Origin of the sequence: Polynucleobacter sp. KF022 (genome assembly GCF_027924105.1) — a bacterium.
Classification (GTDB): Bacteria; Pseudomonadota; Gammaproteobacteria; order Burkholderiales; family Burkholderiaceae; genus Polynucleobacter.
This window is the reverse complement of the sequence record NZ_AP026972.1, coordinates 1,090,382-1,106,970: the sequence shown is the minus strand read 5'-3', so window position 1 is coordinate 1,106,970 and position 16,589 is coordinate 1,090,382. Positions and strand designations below refer to the sequence as shown.

The following is a 16,589-nucleotide window of genomic DNA, read 5'->3' as shown; positions in this document are numbered from 1 at the left end:
ACAACGGCGGACGTAGCTCAGTTGGTAGAGTCCCAGATTGTGATTCTGGTTGTCGCGGGTTCGAGCCCCGTCGTTCGCCCCACTAAATTTCTCGAGAGCTCCCAAGTGGAGCTTTTTCTATTACAGTCTCTGATATGAAAAAGTTCGATTTCTCCACCATCCTATTTGGACTGTTGCTTACAGCCATTGCTGCGTACTTTATGCTCAGATCAACTCCGGCTCAGAGCGCACCTTCATCAACAATTCCAACCGTGAAGATTGGAAGCCTTGTCTGGGATCAAACCGAGATGACTATTGCGGATGTCAAAGTCTATGCATCCTCCACAGGTTTTGTGAGCGCAGCTGAGAAGAAAGGCGGTGGCTTATCCTATGAAGCAGGGTTTGTTCAAAAACCAGGATGGACCTGGAAGACGCCTTATGGTGTCCCGGCAAAAGATAATGAGCCAGCAGCCCACTTAAACCAAAAAGAAGCAGAAGCGATTTGTCGTTATTACGGCAAACGTTTGCCAACGGATGCAGAATGGACTAGCGCTGCTTTCCTGGAGCAAAGAAACAATCCTCCGGCCGGGTTTGCAAAGGGTCAGCGCTATCCATTTCCTGGTGGCACTAATCCAAGTCCTTCACACTGCCTGAGTGGATGTGGTGACTACAAAGGTTTGGCTCCAGCGGGGGCATTGAATCGCGGCACTGGGCACGTGACGACCAATACTACTAAGCCTGGCGTCAATGGTATGTATGACATGGGTGGCAATGTCTGGGAGTGGACTGCAACCGAGCGCAATGGTGGTTACATTACTCGTGGCGCTTCATGGTGGTATGGCCCTGAAAGACAGCAAGAGTCTGATGTGGAATCAAAACCGGGCGATATCGCTGTGGTTTACATCGGATTTCGATGTGTGGCTGATGCCGTGAAACAATAGGGGATGTCTACCCCAATCCCGCAATCCTCTGATATAGAAATCACACCTGATTACGAGGCAGTAATTGAGGCTATAGAGCGGCATGATCCTTATATCTTTGTTAGTGGCAAGGCAGGTACCGGTAAAACTACTTTAATTGGTTATCTGCGTGAGGCTATTCCGGGTAATGTGGTGGTGGTTGCCCCTACAGGGGTGGCCGCACTACAAGTCAAAGGGGTGACGATTCACTCCTTCTTTAGGCTGCCACCGCGACTCATCTTTCCTGAAGAGGATATCAAGCCGCTGCGTGACAAGCGGCTTTACAAAGACATTCGATTACTCATTATTGATGAGATCTCGATGGTCCGCGCTGATGTAGTCGATGCGATGGATTTATTTCTGCGTGAGAACGGCCCACAAAAAGGCAAGCCTTTCGGTGGCATTCAGGTGATGTTTGTTGGGGATTTGTTTCAACTTCCACCGGTAGTATCCAGTTCGGATATACAAGTACTATCTGATCGTGGTTATGAAGGGCCTTATTTCTTTTGCGCCATGGCATTGCATCGTAAGGATGTCACGATGGTTGAGCTTTCTAAAATATTCCGACAAAAAGATGAACACTTTGCCGGTCTACTCAACCGCATTCGAATTAATCAAGATGTTGATGAGGCAATCGATACTCTGAATGCGCAGTGCTATCGCAAAGACGAGCAAGTTGATGAGCAGACTATTACTCTCACCACTACCAATGCACGCGCTGATCAAATCAATGGTGCTGGGCTGCGAGCTCTTACCACTGAGGGCAAGGTATATGCCGGCAAGTCGTCTGGAAAATTCAATGTCGATGAACGTAATTTGCCATCGCCCAATAATTTAGTGCTCAAAGTTGGCGCTAAGGTGATGTTTACAGCTACGGATCCAGGCTTTCCAAAGCGCTGGGTCAATGGCACGATTGGAGTCGTGCGTGAGATGCTGCCAGATAAGGTAAAGGTCATGGTGCAAAACGGCCCATACTCTAATACTGTTGAGGTAACTGGTCATCAGTGGGAATCCTATCGCTATGATCACGACATGATGTCAGGAAAGATCTCTCCGAGCATCATCGGCACTTACGTACAGATTCCATTAATGTTGGCTTGGGCGGTAACAATTCACAAGAGTCAGGGCAAGACCTTGGATAAGGTAAAGGTTGATCTCTCATCAGGTGCTTTTGCCTCAGGACAGGTCTATGTAGCCCTCAGTCGTTGTAAAACGATCGAAGGCATTTCTCTACAAAGACCAATTGAACCTAGAGATGTAAGTTGCGATCAGGAGATCAAGCGCTTCTATATGAATTGCCTTCCTACCGCCAAATAGGGGTATTTGAGTCTATTTGACATGCCGTTTTTAATGTAATAACATTGTTATTACTATGAACAAAAGTCATAAATCTCCTCAACAAGCAAGCGCGCCTTTGCAAATAGCTATAAGACCTGTTGGTAACTCTAAGGGTGTGGTTATTCCAAAGATTATTCTTGAGCAATCTGGGATTGAGGGGGTTGTTGAGATGGCAGTTGACGGCGAAAAAATTATCCTCAGTAAGCCAAAAAATATAATGCGTGAACATTGGGCTCGGGATGCACAAAACCTTGTCAAGGCAGGAGAGGATGAATTGGTTCTCGGTGACTTTGCAAACGAGGAAGATGGAGACTGGGTTTGGTAAAAAGCATGGTGTCCCGCGGCGAGATCTGGCTTATCAACTTGGATCCAACAATTGGTGGTGAAATTAAAAAAACAAGACCCTGTATTGTGGTTTCACCGCAGGAGTTAAACGACCATTTACGAACAGTTATCGTAGCGCCAATGACCACCAAGGGTAGGCCCGCAGGCTTTCGAGTTCCCATTACACATGACGGAAAAAAAGGACTGATTCTTTTGGATCAAATTAGATCCATAGATAAATTGCGCCTCGTTAAGAAAATTGGGAAGAGTAATCCCAAGACTTTATCTGCAAGTCTTAGTGTTTTACAGGAAGCTTTTGCTCTTTAGGAAATTAAAAACCAGCTGCCAAACCGTCACGGCGATGATCGCTGCCGGCAATATAGGCTGAATTTGCGTCTTCACTTAACTTAGCAATCGCTTGTGCGCTACCAAAATCAAGGCTGTTAGCAGGCTGTACGGCTACTTCATGGCCTAGGGCTTTTAAGCCCTCAACAACACTTGCTGGCATTGAGGCTTCAACCGTGAGCTTACCTAAATCATCAATGCGCCAGCGGGGCGCATCTGAACAAGCTTGAGGGTTGAGATATTCATCAACAAAGCGCATCACAAACTGGATATGACCTTGAGGTTGCATGTTGCCGCCCATCACGCCAAATGCCATGGTGGGCTTGTCATCTTTGGTTAGGAATGCGGGAAGAATGGTATGGAACGGACGCTTACCTGGCGCCACTTGATTGGGGTGCCCATCTTCTAATCTGAAGCTCATGCCGCGATTATGGAAAGCAATCCCGCCTGGCGTAACAATACCAGATCCAAAGCCTTTAAAGTTCGACTGAATATAAGAAATCATCATGCCGGATTCATCGGCGGCGCACAAATACACCGTGCCACCAGAGTGGGGATCGCCAGCACCATAGCTACCTGCTTTGCTATGGTCAATCATTGCTGCGCGGCTTGCTAGGTAATCTCTATTCAATAATGAGGTCACTGGCATTTGCATTGAGCGTGCATCAGAAACGTAGGCGTACACATCAGCAAAAGCCATACGCATCGCTTCAATCTGCAAATGGATACGCTGTGCAGAGTTAGCGGGATATTGCTTCACATTGGCTGCTTGCAAAATACCTAAAGCGATTTGCGCTGCTATTCCAGAGCCATTCGGGGGAATTTCATGGAGGGTGTAGTCACCGTAGTCAAAGGCAAGGGGCTCAACCCATTCTGATTGGTTGTCAGCAAAGTCTTCCATGGTGAAGCAGCCACCAGTAGCTTGTGCAAAGTCGACCATGCTCTGAGCGAGCGGACCTTTATAGAAGGATTCACCCTCTGTCGCAGCAATTTCTTTCAAGGTTTTTGCTTGTGCTGGATATTTCCAGATTTGACCTGCCTGTGGTGATTTGCCATCAATCAAGAATGAGTCAGAAAAGCCTGGTTGATTCTTCAGGATCGGAATCGCTTCACGCCATTGACGCGCAATTACCGGAGATACCGGAAAACCATTTTCAGCGTAATCAATCGCTCGTTTGAATAATTGAGCAAATGGTAATTTGCCAAACTTACGTGACAAGTCAATCCAACCTGCCACCATGCCTGGAATCGTTACGGTATTCCAACCAATTAAATCCATTGCGGATTTTCCAGCAAAATACTCCGGCTTCCATGCGGCAGGAGCACGACCAGAAGCATTTAAGCCATGCAGCTTCTTTCCATCCCACAGAATGGCAAAGCCATCACCGCCTAAGCCATTCATCGTAGGTTCGACAACGGTAAGGGTGATGGCAGTTGCCAACGCAGCATCTACTGCATTACCACCATTTTGCAAAGCTTCGATACCAGCTTGGGTTGCAAGCGGTTGGGAGCTAGCAACGGTATTTCTGGCTAGTACCGGAGCGCGGCCACCACCAAAGGGAGGGGAAATCAACATGGTAAGTCTTCTAGTTATGCAATGCGGTTACGAATAAATCAATTAATCAATTTTAATATTAGAGGCCTTCACAATCTTTGCCCACTTTTCATGCTCAGCAATGGTGATCTCAGCTAATTTTTCTGAATTAGCAAACTGAGGGTGGATACCTTGATTGGCTAACTTCGTTTTAAAGTCTGGGTTTGTCAGAATCTTGCGAATTTCTCTTTCTAGGCGGTCAACTATTGCAGGTGAAGTTCCCTTAGGTGCGTAGATAGCAAATAAATTCTCAACATCAAATTTTTTCATACCATCTTGCTCAAACGTAGGAACGTTTGGCATCAAAGGTGAGCGCTCTGAAGAGGCAATTGCAATCGGTCTTAGCTTGCCACTTTGAATATGAGGCAGGGATGCTGTGATGCTGTCAAACATCATCAAAGTATTACCAGCGATTAAATCAGGCAATGCAAAGCTGCTTCCTTTGTAAGGAATATGTACTCCAGTGGCGCCGATACGCTGCATAAATAATTGGGACTCTAGATGGGATAGGGTGCCATTGCCTTGTGATGCGTAATTAAAGTTGCCGTTCTTAGATTTAATGAACGCAATCAGTTCGGTCATATTTTTGGCAGGAACGCTGGGGTTTACTTCTAAGACGTGAGGTACTGAACCCACTAAAGCAACGGAAACAAAGTCTTTTTGCAAGGAAAAGGGTGGGTTAGCAAAAAGCGCTTGGGCAATTGCCTGATTTGTTAAAGCACTGAAGTGAACGGTGTAGCCGTCTGGATTTGCTTTGGCTGCGGCAGTCATGCCAATCATTCCGCCACCGCCGGGTTTATTTTCAATAACTACTGCCTGACCTAAGGCATCTCCCAATGGGGCAGCGATGCTACGTGCAAAGACATCGGTTGAGCCTCCTGCAGGGAAAGAGAGAATCATTTGAATCGGTTTTTTAGGCCAATCAGTATCGGGTGCTGCAATGCCGACATTGACTAAGCCAAGAGCAGCAGTGATGCCGAAGACGATGCGATGAATGAGATTCATGGGTGCCTTTGTAGAGTGTGAGTTGAATTTTTGAGTGAGAGGATTATTTTTCATCTTTGAGCCAATACCACTTATAGAGAAAACTTTGCCCCAATCTTCTAAATGGAGCCAGTGCCTCTGAGCGTACTTGTCCAAAGAGATTAGGAAATTCGAGAGGGGAGTTATAAATCGGTAACTTAAACACTTCAGAATTGACTTTGTTTCCAGCCACTAGTTCGGCCAAACGTTTGCCAGCCCAGGTGGAGAAGGAGACGCCATTACCACCATAGCCTAAAGCGTGCCATACCATTTGCTTTGGATCAGGTTGAGTAATGCGAGGCATCATGTCATGGCTGACATCAACCCATCCCCACCAGGAGTAATCAATCTGAATACCTGCAAGTGGTGGAAACTTTCTGGCGATGGCATCTGTTAATAGCTGGAGATGTTCAGGGGCATTGGCATCGGCACCGCTAATCGAGCTACGACTACCTAATTGCAATCGATTATCTTTCAGAAGGCGGTAATAAAAACGCAGTGTTCGTGTATCCGTTAAGAAAGTGTGCGAACGAAAGTTACATGCTGCTATCTCTGCATCAGTCAGCGGTCTGGTCACTACTGAATTTGACAGAATAGGAAGGATGCGATTTTTGATGGGCTTTAATCCCTGCATGCCATAGCCGCCGGTGCAGATGGCAATCCGCTTAGCGCGAACAATCCCGCCGGGAGTTCTGAGGTGATGAACGCCATTGATTGTTTCCCAAGATTCAACGGGGCTGCTGGTATGGATCTTTACACCTAAGCTTTGCGCTTTCCGAAGTAATCCATAGGTAAATTTCAGTGGATGAATGCCAACACCTTCACGCTCTAGAAGTGCTCCAGCAGCATCACGATCGTCGCAGTATTGCTCTCTGAGCTCTTGCGCACTCATGAGGAGTGGATCGTAGCCAAACACTTCTTTTCTAACTTTCGCTTCATTCTGAAGGTAAGTCATTTTCTCTGGGCGATGGGCAACGTATAAGTGACCGCCATCAGTGGCATCACAATCAATTTGACTCACTAACTCTTTGAAGTTTTCAAAGCCGGTGTAAATCTCTCGATCAAGTTTTTTAGCAGTATCTAAACCCCAGCGCTCAATCCATTGAGAGCGAGATAAACGACCGCTGGCATTTTGTCCTTGACCACCGCTTCTGCTAGAGCAACCCCAAGCAGTTTGGTTAGCTTCCAGAATGACTGCCTTGATGCCATGCTCTTGTGCTAAGTACAGTGCAGTTGAAACCCCGGTTGATCCTGAGCCAATTACGACAACGTCGGTATCAAAGTCTTGAGTGACGGGCCCATCATTAGGCGGAGGTGTGCCGGCGCTTGCTACCCAGTAACTTGGCGCATAGTCTCGACCTGTCCCTGGGTTTTGGGAGGTGAGGGGATCATAAAGCGGGTCGTATTTCATTAGGAATTAGTCTAGGGCATTCCCAATTATTTTGCTGCCGGTAAATTCGGGCGATTCTTGCGAAAGACATTCTTTAATTGAATCTTGCCATCTTTGAAAGTGAAAACATCTACCCCGTCCGCTTCTACGCGTGATCCGTCGGCTGCTGTGCCGGTAAAGGTCCACTCTGAGACTCCAAAGTTCTCATGCACAAAATGTCGATCATGAATCCACTGAGCATCCGGGAAGTTGATCCAAGCGCTCTCAAATGCTGCTTTGACTGCTGAAGGGCCTTCATGGCGTGCACCGTAGGATTCAGGGCCAGCAGCGGTTTGAAAAACGCAGTCATCACTCATAAAGCTCATCAGAGAATCGATATCGTGACGATTCCAGGCGGCGCTGAAAGCGGCTAAGGTGGCAACGGTAACTGGGTCTTTAGTGTTTGACATAGGGCTTATTGCTTAATTCATGAGGATGATCAATGAAATGCGGTTTGGTTGCTATAGTATCGAATAAATCTAATAAACACATATGAGACAAGCATGGACACTTCTGTAAAGCAAGTTGATATGTCAGCCTATTGGTTGCCATTTACACCGAATCGCTATTTTCAGCATCATCCGAAGATCATGCAGTCCGCTAAAGGAGCTTACTACTATGACGATCATGGACGTAAGCTGTTTGATGGTCTTTCAGGGCTTTGGTGCTCCCCATTAGGGCATGCTGATCCGCGTATTGGTGCAGCTATCCAAAAACAATTTGAAACCATGGACTATTGCCCAGCGTTTCAGATGGCGAGTGAAACAGCCTTTAACTTGGCGGCCCGAATTGCCAAAATGGCGCCTGCGGGATTAGATAAAGTCTTTTTCACGAACTCCGGTTCAGAGGCTGTCGATACCGCATTAAAAATTGCTATTGGTTATCACCGCGTCATGGGCAATGCTTCTCGAACACGTTTAATCGGCAGAGATCGCGCATATCACGGCGTTGGTATTGCAGGTATCTCTGTAGGTGGTATGGTTGCCAATCGCAAAATGTTTGCCAGCATGATGATGCCAGGTGTCGATCACTTGCCACATACGCTCAATCTCTCGCAAATGGCTTTTTCAAAAGGGCAGCCAAAGTGGGGCGCACATTTGGCTGAAGAGCTTGAAAAAATTGTCACATTGCATGATGCCAATACGATTGCCGCAGTGATTATGGAGCCCGTGCAAGGTTCTACAGGGGTCATTGTTCCACCGGACGGCTATCTTCAAAAGATTCGTGAGATCTGTACTAAGCACGGCATCTTATTGATCTTTGATGAGGTGATTACTGGTTTTGGCCGCCTAGGCGCCAACTTTGGCGCCGATCGTTTTGGTGTAACGCCAGACATGATTACCTTTGCTAAGGGAATTACAAACGGCGTCATTCCAATGGGCGGTGTCATTGTCCGTAGTGATATTTACGAAAGCATCATCACTAATGGTGGTCAAGAGCAGTCAATTGAATTCTTCCATGGCTATACCTATTCAGGTCATCCAATACCTGCAGCAGCTGGTCACGCAGTGCTAGATATTTTTGAATCCGATGATTTGGTTAATCGTGCGCGTTCGCTGGAGCCTGTATTAGAAGATGGGTTGCATGCACTAAAAGGTAAGTCCGGAATTTTGGATATTCGTAATTTTGGTTTGTCAGGTGCTGTGGAGTTGGATCCCGTACCAGGCAAGCCAGGCCTACGTTCCATGAAAGTCCTAGAGGCTTGTATCGAAAAGGGCGCATTAGTTCGTGTGGCCGGCGATGCGATTGCTGTAGGCCCTCCGTTCATTTCGACTCCAGAGGAAGTGCAATTTCTCTGCAGCGTTCTAGGCGAAGCGATTGATGTTGCTATGCAGATTAATTAATCTGATCAAGCAAACCATCACTTATTAAATAAGTGATAAATCACAGGGATTGCAACGGCGCTCACTACGCCGTTCATTCCCATGGCAAGGCTGGCATAGGTTCCTGCTTCAGGGTGAATACTAAAGGCGCGGGAGGTTCCAATGCCGTGTGCTCCAATGCCAATCGCAAATCCTCTTTGCCACCAAGCCTTCATTCCTAATGCATTGAGAACAAAAGGTGCCAAGATTGCCCCTAGGATTCCGGTGCTCACTGCAAAAATAGCAGTAAGGGTAGGTGAGACACCAATACGCTCTGCTATACCCATCGCAATTGGCGCTGTAACTGACTTGGGGTACATTGCCCCAGTAATGCTGGAGTCTGCCCCAAGCAAAGTAGCAATGCCCACTGCGCTAACGATCGACACTAGGCCGCCAGTACACAGCGATGCAATCAGAGGAGCGGATCTTCCTTTAAGGCTGCTGAGCCCTCGATAAATTGGTATCGCCAAAGAGACGGTCGCCGAACCCAGCAAGAAGTGAATAAACTGCGCACCCTCAAAATAGGTTGAGTAGGGCATCTCAATAAATTGAATCATGCTCGCCACAATCAGAATGGCAATGGCCACTGGATTGGCTAGAGGATTCTGATGGGTTGCCTTATAAATAGTTAGTCCAATTTGGTAAGCGGCCAAGGTAATAAATAGGGCAAAGAGTGGGCTACCAGATAGGTAGACCCAAATCTCAACAATAGAGTGCTTCTCACTCATGGGATTCTTTCTTGCTTAGAAAGCGTGCAACAAAAGCACTAGAGGCGATGGTGAGTATGACGCTGCCAATGAGGGCGCTAATGATGGCCAATGCATTGGCTTGCAGTTGGGGGAGAAACAGAACTACACCAACGGCTGCCGGTACAAAAAGTAGGCCAAGGTATTGACTGAAGGCATCGGCAACCATTGCCAGGTCGGAATTGATTCCTTTGCGTAAAACAAGCCATAGAACCAGAAGAACTAAGCCGATGACTGGCCCAGGTAACGTCGGCAGTAAAAACTTAGAGACAAGCTCTCCAAGACTTTGAAAGAGCAGGATTTGTACGAGGCCAGAGATCATGTCTTGATCTTACTGCGCAATAATTTATGTTGCAAAGCAATAAATCAATTCTTGGTTAAGATGAACGTACAAAAAACAGGGGTATTTCTAATGCCCTAAGAACGATAAAAGACTTAACAGGAGAGCACGCATGGCCGAACTAAATGTGAATGGCAAAAAGTACAAGCTGGATGTAGATCCAGACACCCCTTTACTTTGGGTAATCCGCGAACAAGTTGGATTAACCGGCACTAAGTATGGTTGCGGTATTGGTGCGTGTGGTGCTTGTACAGTTCTCTTCGATGGTCAGGCTGTTCGCAGTTGCGCAATACCCGTCTCAGCTGTAGAGGGTAAAAAAATTGAGACCATTGAAAGTTTAGAAAAGAATGGTCAGTTGTCTAAAGTACAAAAAGCTTGGGTTGATAACCAAGTTCCTCAGTGCGGTTACTGTCAATCTGGCATGGTGATGGCAACTACAGCTTTGTTGCGTAACACGCCAAAGCCTACAGATGCGCAAATCGATGCGGCCATTACTAATATCTGTCGTTGCGGCACCTTCCAAGAAGTGCGTGCAGCGATTCATGCTGTAAGCAAGGCTTAAGGGGAAACATATGACTACAAATACAAATACTTCCCGTCGCCACTTTGTTATCGGTTCTAGTGCTATTGCCACAGGACTAGCAATTGGTTTTGATCTTTCCTTTATGTCTAGTGCTCATGCTGCTATGGGCACAGGCACTACTGCAATGACTCCATTAGCAACCCCAGAAATTGGTGTGTGGGTTGTGGTGAAGCCAAATGATGATGTTGTCGTGCGCATTGTTCGCTCTGAAATGGGCCAAGGCACGATCACTGGTTTGGCGCAGATGGTTGCAGAAGAATTGCAATGCGATTGGAAAAAAGTTTCTTATGATTACCCATCGCCTGGTGAGAATTTAAAACGCAATAAAGTTTGGGGAAGTTATTCAACGGGTGGTAGCCGTGGTATTCGTACTTCTGAGCAATATGTTCGTAAGGGCGGTGCTGCAGCACGCATGATGTTAATTCAGGCTGCTGCCAACCAATGGAACGTACCTGCATCAGAATGTGTCGCTAAAGACAGTGTGATTACGCACACACCATCTGGCAAGAAAACCACTTTCGGCAAAGTATCTGTTGCTGCATCTCAATTAGAGGTGCCTAAGGAAGTTCCGCTTAAGGATCCAAAAGAGTGGAAGCTCATCGGCAAGTCGGTTAATCGTATTGACGGCGTTGCTGACAAGGTTACCGGAAAGCAAGTCTACGCAATCGATTTGAAGATGCCAGGCATGTTGGTAGCCAACATCAAGGAATCTCCGGTATTTGGTGGCAAAGTGAAGAGCTACGATGCAACCAAGGCTCAAAGCATGAAGGGCGTTAAGAAGGTTGTGCAGGTTGGCGACTCCGCAGTAGCAGTGGTTGCGGATACTTTCTGGCAGGCTAAAACCGCTTTAGACCAAGTCAATATTGTTTGGGATAACGGTTCAAACGGTGATCTTTCTAGCGCTGGTATCAAGAAGATGTTGGAAGAGGGGCTTAGCGCAAATGATGCATTTGCTCACAATACAAATGGTGATGTGAAAGCGGCTATGTCTAGCGCATCCAAAACATTGGAAGCCACTTACTTCTACCCATTTTTGAATCATGCAACGCTTGAGCCACAAACAGCTACTGCCAAATGGACGGCAGATTCCTGTGAGGCTTGGGTGCCTACTCAGGACGGTGAGGCCTCGTTAGCTGCAGTTATCGCTGCATCAGGATTGCCTGCTGACAAATGTAATGTTTATAAAGTGAACTTGGGTGGTGGCTTTGGTCGCCGTGGTGCCTTCCAGGATTACACAACGCAAGCAGTGAATATTGCAAAGCAAATGCCAGGAACGCCTATTAAGTTGATCTGGACTCGTGAAGAAGATATGACGCAAGGTCGTTACCACCCAGTAATGATGTGCAAAATGTCTGCTGCAATCGATGACAAGAAGAACGTGACTGCAGTCAATATGCGTTTATCAGGCCAGTCTATTTTGGCTGCTGTACGTCCAGCTGTTGTGGCGGCCAATAAAGGTAAAGATCCTTTGGCATTCCAAGGCGTTGATCCGACGGGTGAGCATGGTATTACCTACAGCTTCCCCAATCTCAATATTGATTATGCGATGCGTAACACAACCGTGCCTCCAGGATTTTGGCGCGGCGTGAACGTAAACCAGAATGCGATCTTTATTGAAACCTTTATGGATGAAATGGCTGAAGCCACTGGTGTTGATGCAGTGGAGTTCCGTCGCAAGCATATGGAAAAGTTTCCACGTGCGGTAGCGGTACTAAATGCTGTAGCTGATGGTATTGGTTGGAATACACCGGCTAAACCAGGCGTATTCCGTGGTGTGGCTCAAATGCGTTCCTTCGGAAGCTATGTGGCTGCAGCCTGCGAATTATCAGTGACCAACGGTAATGAAGTGAAGATTCATCGCATTGTTGCGGCAACGGACCCTGGTTATGTCGTTAATCCTGCGCAAGTAGCTCGTCAGGTATCAGGCTCTTTTGTATATGGCTTATCCGCCTTATTCGAAGAAGAGATCACAATCGAAAAAGGGGCTGTTGTACAAAAGAACTTCGATACCTTCGGATCGATTCGCCTCTCTCAAATGCCTAAAGTAGAAACTATCATCATTCAAGGTGGTGGCAAGGACTGGGGCGGAGTAGGTGAGCCAACGATTGCGGTAGCTGCACCAGCGGTACTGAATGCAATTTATCGTGCAACTGGTAAGCGTTTGCGCACAGTTCCTTTGAAAAACAGCGGTATCAAGTTGGTTTAATAGTTAGTTCAAAGTGAAATTGTGTCCATGAGAAAGAGGATTGCACTAGCAGTATCTTTGCTAGTCATCCTCAATCTCCAGGTTGCGCAAGCTCAAATTATTAAGGGGGATTCGATTGTCGAATCCCTTTCTGTTGAGCCCGGCGACCCAATGCGTGGTAGGGCCATTGTGGCAAGTCGTCAAACTGGATTGTGTTTGTTATGCCATAGCGGCCCTTTTCCAGAAGAACGCTTTCAAGGCAACTTGGCACCCGAACTCAAGGCAAGCGTTGCTCGCTTGAATGCGCCACAACTGAGGGCGCGTATTGTAAATGCATCATACTTCAACCCACAAACCATCATGCCGTCTTACTACCAAACAAATAATCTTAATCGTGTAGCCCCTAAATTTGCCGGGCAGACTATCTTTAGTGGCCAGGAAATTGAGGATGTGATTGCGTTTTTAGTGACATTAAATAATGAATGAACCCTATCAAACCCAGATGAATAAAACCATTCAGCATCATCGTCGAAACTGGCTAAAGCAAGTCAAAGGACTTGGCCTACTAGCCCTTGGTATTTGCCTTAATCCATCCGCAGCCTTTGCGAAAAAAGAAGATGCTGATGAGGCGATCAAAAAAATTACAGGTGGCGCCGCTATTCTGGAAGGTAAGGTTAAGCTCACCATTCCACCCCTGGTAGAAAATGGCAATCTAGTCGTTCTGAAAGTAAGTGTCGATAGTCCGATGACTGCCAGCGATTACGTGAAGACTATTCATGTTATTGCAGAGGCCAATCCATCTCCGAATATCTTTACTGTTTTCTTAACACCACGTTCAGGGACTGCAAACGTTACCACTCGCGTGCGTCTGGCTGATAGTCAGAAGGTCTGGGCAATTGCACAGATGAGTAATGGTAGCTTTTGGCAGGGCTCAGCTGAAACGTTAGTAACACTTTCTGCTTGTACGGAGATGGTATGAGTAAAACTTCCCGCACATCCATCACCATGCCGACAGCGGCAAAAAAAGATTCCATTATTGAGATTCGCGCCATCGCACAACACGATATGGAATCGGGTTTTCGTTATACCGAGGGGGGCAAGCGCATTCCTCGCGATATTATTCGCACCTTTACCTGTACTTATAACAATGTTGAAGTCTTCAAGGCGGATTTTTTCTCTGGTATTGGCGCAAATCCATTAATCATCTTCACCACGGTGGCAGTTGAGTCTGGCATGCTTGAGTTTAAGTGGGTGGGGGATGATGGATATGAGGCAGTCAATCAGGCGCGCATTACTGTTTCGTGAATAAGCTGACCTTACTTTTTCTCGGCAGCATTTATTTTTCTCTTAGCCCATCCGTAGGGGTGGGTGCGTCACCTATTCAGCAGTCTAGCTATGAACTCATGTCTGCTGAAAACAAAGCAATGCAGGATGACCCTTTGTTAAATCCTGCGATGTTTTGGGTGGGCGATGGTGAAACTTTGTGGCAACAGCCATTGGGCCCAAAGAATAAATCATGTGGTTCATGCCATGGCGATGTCAAAAAATCCATGCGTGGCGTTGCTACGCGGTTTCCCAAAGTGATTAAGGGTAAATTGCAGACCCTAGAGGGGCAAATCAATCAGTGTCGTGTGGGTACCCAATCTATGCCTGCACTGGCATATGAGAGTAAGGATCTTTTGGCATTAACAGCCTTGATTGCATTTCAATCTAAAGGGATGCCGATTGCCATTCAAGAAAGCCCAGCCAATGCAGTTTTTATGAAGAAGGGGCGTCAGACATTTAATGAGCGCATGGGGCAACTCAATTTATCTTGTGCGCAATGCCATGAAGATAGAGCAGGCTTGAAGTTGGGTGGAAGTCTCATTCCGCAAGGGCATCCGAATGCTTATCCTATCTATCGCTTGGAATGGCAAACCTTGGGTTTAGTGCAGCGACGCCTTCGTAACTGTATGAGTGGTGTCAGGGCCCAGCAGTTTGAATATGGTTCGCCTGAGATGGCTCAGCTAGAGTTATTTCTCATGTGGCGTGCTAGAGGTCTCCCCCTAGAATCTCCAGGGGTTAGACCCTAAAAATAGCCGCTACTAATTAATCAGAGAAGACTACGGAAGTCGCTCCATTAATCAGAACGCGATCATGCAGGTAGTAGCGCAATGCTCTAGAAAGTACGGTACGTTCTAAATCACGCCCCTTGCGAACTAAGTCATCCGGCGTATCACCATGGGTAACGCGAGTAACGTCTTGCTCAATAATCGGCCCCTCATCCAAATCACTAGTCACGAAATGGGCGGTTGCGCCAATCAACTTGATACCGCGTGCATGAGCCTGATGGTAGGGTTTAGCACCTTTAAAGCTTGGCAAGAATGAGTGGTGTACGTTAATGCAGCGGCCAGAAAGCTTGGTAGATAAATCATCAGACAAGATTTGCATGTAGCGGGCCAAGATCACCATATCCACTTTAGACTCGGCAATGATTTCTAAAAGTCTTGCTTCTTGGGCTGGCTTAGTTTCTGCAGTAACAGGCAGGTGATAAAAAGGAATGTCCGCAAAATCGATGCTGGCATACACGTCACGAGGATGATTAGAAACAATGCCGCAAATAATCATCGGCAATTCACCAATGCGCCAGCGGTAGAGTAAGTCAACCAAGCAATGATCAAGCTTAGAGGCCATGATCAAAACTCGCTTTAGATCTTTGACTGCGCGCAATTCCCAAGTGAGTTCAAAGCGTTTGGCAATATCTTGAAAGCCTGCTCTGAGTGACTCCGCATTTGCAGGGCAGCTAAAGCTCACCCTCATAAAAAAACGTTTAGAAGCCTTGTCATCAAACTGTTGGGCTTCTTCAATATCACCACCTAATTCAAAAATATAGGTAGATACTGCGGCAACAATGCCCGGTTTATTGGGGCAGGTAAGCGTCAGGTAGTAGTTTTCTGTAGCCATTTTAATTATTAGATATCCGTCAAATGCAGTTGGAGAGAATCTTTAATGCCTCAATTTTAGTCTGTAATTCCCTTGGTTGGCGCTAAGCCAGTTGCTTGCTGCTTGGGCAATTCAATAATGACATCTGCAGGGCCCATTAGAGGTTCACTCTTATCTGTCACTGTCGGTAAGACCACTTCGATGCAGATGGGCTTAGAGTCAATGACATTAAAGAAGCTACATTCCTTCTTAGTGACTGCAGAAGCAGCGTGTTCCAGTGGGGATTTTCCGGTGGTTGCAGTTGAGGCAAGACTTGCTGCTGTGCCAGGATTAGCAACAGCAGCAGTACCAACGGTGCTTGCTGCGGCTGAACCACTACTGCTTAAAAACGCTAGTGGTGCAGCACAAGCAGTCAATAAACCAAACGCACAAATTAAACTAAACCAGAGGCCGACATTCAATTGCCGGCTAGGAAATTTATTTGCTCTGACAAGCAACATTAAATACACCAGCAGCCCAATGGCCATTGGGGATGGCTTCAAATACGCTGTCAGGAGTTTTTTGATCTACGATCACTTTGCCTTTACCGCGGTTTCCAGTAAAGACCTTGAATTCAATCGGACGATATTTGCCGGTGCTGCAATCGTATTCATTTAAACCAATTATGGAGTTCACATTCTCTTTAGTTTGCGGATCTTGACCTGGTTTTTTGAAATCCAGCATAGACATAATCTGCGCTAAATTACCTTGAGTTTGAAGGGTGGCGGTATCCACAAATACGACGGATTGATCATTGCTACCAATCTCTTGCCAGGCAGCCGAAGCATTTGCGCTAACGAGTAATGCGGCAGACATAGTGAGCAGGGTGATAATCGATTTCATGGGTGTTAAGTCCTTAGTAATGGCTGTTGACATTTATGTAGCATTTTAACTAGCTCTAGTTGATGTGCCAATAGCAGC

The 16,589-nt window shown here is 46.6% G+C and carries 20 protein-coding genes and 1 tRNA gene; 12 read left to right on the top strand and 9 right to left on the bottom strand.

Translation table 11 applies throughout. The annotated features are described in order from the left end of the window. The first annotated feature begins 6 nt into the window (after positions 1-6). The 5 genes from PKF022_RS05775 to PKF022_RS05755 all read left to right on the top strand — a co-directional run bounded on the left by PKF022_RS05775 (position 7) and on the right by PKF022_RS05755 (position 2,927). Positions 7-82 (top strand) — tRNA-His (locus PKF022_RS05775). 52 nt (positions 83-134) lie between these two features. Beyond that, positions 135-920 (top strand): formylglycine-generating enzyme family protein, encoded by a 786-nt coding sequence (locus tag PKF022_RS05770; RefSeq protein WP_281776166.1) that lies wholly within the window; start codon positions 135-137, stop codon positions 918-920. Positions 921-923: 3 nt separating this feature from the next. Next, on the top strand, positions 924-2,255 hold the full coding sequence (locus PKF022_RS05765) for a DEAD/DEAH box helicase (RefSeq protein ID WP_281776165.1): 1,332 nt from the start codon (positions 924-926) through the stop codon (positions 2,253-2,255). A gap of 55 nt (positions 2,256-2,310) precedes the next feature. Beyond that, entirely contained in the window at positions 2,311-2,601 is a 291-nt protein-coding gene (locus tag PKF022_RS05760) for an AbrB/MazE/SpoVT family DNA-binding domain-containing protein (RefSeq protein ID WP_281776164.1), read from the top strand. A gap of 5 nt (positions 2,602-2,606) precedes the next feature. Next, complete coding sequence (locus PKF022_RS05755; protein WP_281776163.1) at positions 2,607-2,927, top strand: type II toxin-antitoxin system PemK/MazF family toxin; 321 nt, start codon at positions 2,607-2,609, stop codon at positions 2,925-2,927. A 4-nt stretch (positions 2,928-2,931) separates the two neighbouring features. Here PKF022_RS05755 and PKF022_RS05750 read toward each other — a convergent pair whose 3' ends face one another. From PKF022_RS05750 to PKF022_RS05735, 4 genes are read right to left on the bottom strand one after another with little or no spacing between them, the layout of a single operon-like run. Continuing rightward, complete coding sequence (locus PKF022_RS05750) at positions 2,932-4,521, bottom strand: gamma-glutamyltransferase family protein (RefSeq protein WP_281776162.1); 1,590 nt, start codon at positions 4,519-4,521, stop codon at positions 2,932-2,934. A 42-nt stretch (positions 4,522-4,563) separates the two neighbouring features. Next, on the bottom strand, positions 4,564-5,598 hold the full coding sequence (locus PKF022_RS05745; RefSeq protein ID WP_281776161.1) for a tripartite tricarboxylate transporter substrate binding protein: 1,035 nt from the start codon (positions 5,596-5,598) through the stop codon (positions 4,564-4,566). Further along, the gene (locus PKF022_RS05740; RefSeq protein WP_281776160.1) at positions 5,588-6,973 is read right to left on the bottom strand and encodes an FAD-dependent oxidoreductase; all 1,386 of its coding nucleotides are present in this window, start codon (positions 6,971-6,973) and stop codon (positions 5,588-5,590) included. The genes PKF022_RS05745 and PKF022_RS05740 overlap by 11 nt, the downstream gene beginning before the upstream one ends. A 26-nt stretch (positions 6,974-6,999) precedes the next feature. Continuing rightward, entirely contained in the window at positions 7,000-7,401 is a 402-nt protein-coding gene (locus PKF022_RS05735; RefSeq protein ID WP_281776159.1) for a nuclear transport factor 2 family protein, read from the bottom strand. A gap of 93 nt (positions 7,402-7,494) precedes the next feature. Here PKF022_RS05735 and PKF022_RS05730 point away from each other — a divergent pair, with 93 nt between their 5' ends. Further along, positions 7,495-8,835: an aspartate aminotransferase family protein gene (locus PKF022_RS05730; protein WP_281776158.1), complete on the top strand. Its 1,341-nt coding sequence runs from the start codon at positions 7,495-7,497 to the stop codon at positions 8,833-8,835. Positions 8,836-8,852: 17 nt separating this feature from the next. Here PKF022_RS05730 and PKF022_RS05725 read toward each other — a convergent pair whose 3' ends face one another. Then, positions 8,853-9,581 (bottom strand): LrgB family protein, encoded by a 729-nt coding sequence (locus PKF022_RS05725; protein ID WP_216230390.1) that lies wholly within the window; start codon positions 9,579-9,581, stop codon positions 8,853-8,855. Beyond that, positions 9,574-9,921, bottom strand: coding sequence for a CidA/LrgA family protein (locus tag PKF022_RS05720; RefSeq protein ID WP_281776157.1), 348 nt, complete (start codon positions 9,919-9,921; stop codon positions 9,574-9,576). The genes PKF022_RS05725 and PKF022_RS05720 overlap by 8 nt, the downstream gene beginning before the upstream one ends. A 130-nt stretch (positions 9,922-10,051) precedes the next feature. Here PKF022_RS05720 and PKF022_RS05715 point away from each other — a divergent pair, with 130 nt between their 5' ends. From PKF022_RS05715 to soxA, 6 genes are read left to right on the top strand one after another with little or no spacing between them, the layout of a single operon-like run. Next, positions 10,052-10,501, top strand: coding sequence for a (2Fe-2S)-binding protein (locus PKF022_RS05715; protein ID WP_216230388.1), 450 nt, complete (start codon positions 10,052-10,054; stop codon positions 10,499-10,501). A gap of 10 nt (positions 10,502-10,511) precedes the next feature. Continuing rightward, positions 10,512-12,728: a molybdopterin cofactor-binding domain-containing protein gene (locus tag PKF022_RS05710; RefSeq protein WP_281776156.1), complete on the top strand. Its 2,217-nt coding sequence runs from the start codon at positions 10,512-10,514 to the stop codon at positions 12,726-12,728. Positions 12,729-12,755: 27 nt separating this feature from the next. Next, positions 12,756-13,193 carry a sulfur oxidation c-type cytochrome SoxX gene (gene soxX / locus PKF022_RS05705; RefSeq protein ID WP_281776155.1) on the top strand — a complete coding sequence of 146 codons (438 nt, stop codon included), beginning with the start codon at positions 12,756-12,758 and terminating at the stop codon, positions 13,191-13,193. A gap of 16 nt (positions 13,194-13,209) precedes the next feature. Further along, entirely contained in the window at positions 13,210-13,686 is a 477-nt protein-coding gene (locus PKF022_RS05700; RefSeq protein WP_281776154.1) for a SoxY-related AACIE arm protein, read from the top strand. Then, on the top strand, positions 13,683-14,012 hold the full coding sequence (locus PKF022_RS05695; protein WP_216230384.1) for a thiosulfate oxidation carrier complex protein SoxZ: 330 nt from the start codon (positions 13,683-13,685) through the stop codon (positions 14,010-14,012). The genes PKF022_RS05700 and PKF022_RS05695 overlap by 4 nt, the downstream gene beginning before the upstream one ends. Further along, positions 14,009-14,779 (top strand): sulfur oxidation c-type cytochrome SoxA, encoded by a 771-nt coding sequence (soxA, locus tag PKF022_RS05690; protein ID WP_281776153.1) that lies wholly within the window; start codon positions 14,009-14,011, stop codon positions 14,777-14,779. Before PKF022_RS05695 ends, soxA begins: the two co-directional genes overlap by 4 nt. 16 nt (positions 14,780-14,795) lie before the next feature. Here the strand turns inward: soxA and purU are convergent, their stop codons facing one another. The 3 genes from purU to PKF022_RS05675 are packed head-to-tail and all read right to left on the bottom strand — an operon-like array spanning position 14,796 to position 16,544. Next, on the bottom strand, positions 14,796-15,650 hold the full coding sequence (purU, locus tag PKF022_RS05685; protein ID WP_216230383.1) for a formyltetrahydrofolate deformylase: 855 nt from the start codon (positions 15,648-15,650) through the stop codon (positions 14,796-14,798). Positions 15,651-15,706: 56 nt separating this feature from the next. Beyond that, positions 15,707-16,090 (bottom strand): hypothetical protein, encoded by a 384-nt coding sequence (locus tag PKF022_RS05680; RefSeq protein WP_216230382.1) that lies wholly within the window; start codon positions 16,088-16,090, stop codon positions 15,707-15,709. Positions 16,091-16,106: 16 nt separating this feature from the next. Then, the gene (locus PKF022_RS05675; RefSeq protein ID WP_281776152.1) at positions 16,107-16,544 is read right to left on the bottom strand and encodes a surface-adhesin E family protein; all 438 of its coding nucleotides are present in this window, start codon (positions 16,542-16,544) and stop codon (positions 16,107-16,109) included. Positions 16,545-16,589 lie beyond the last annotated feature (45 nt).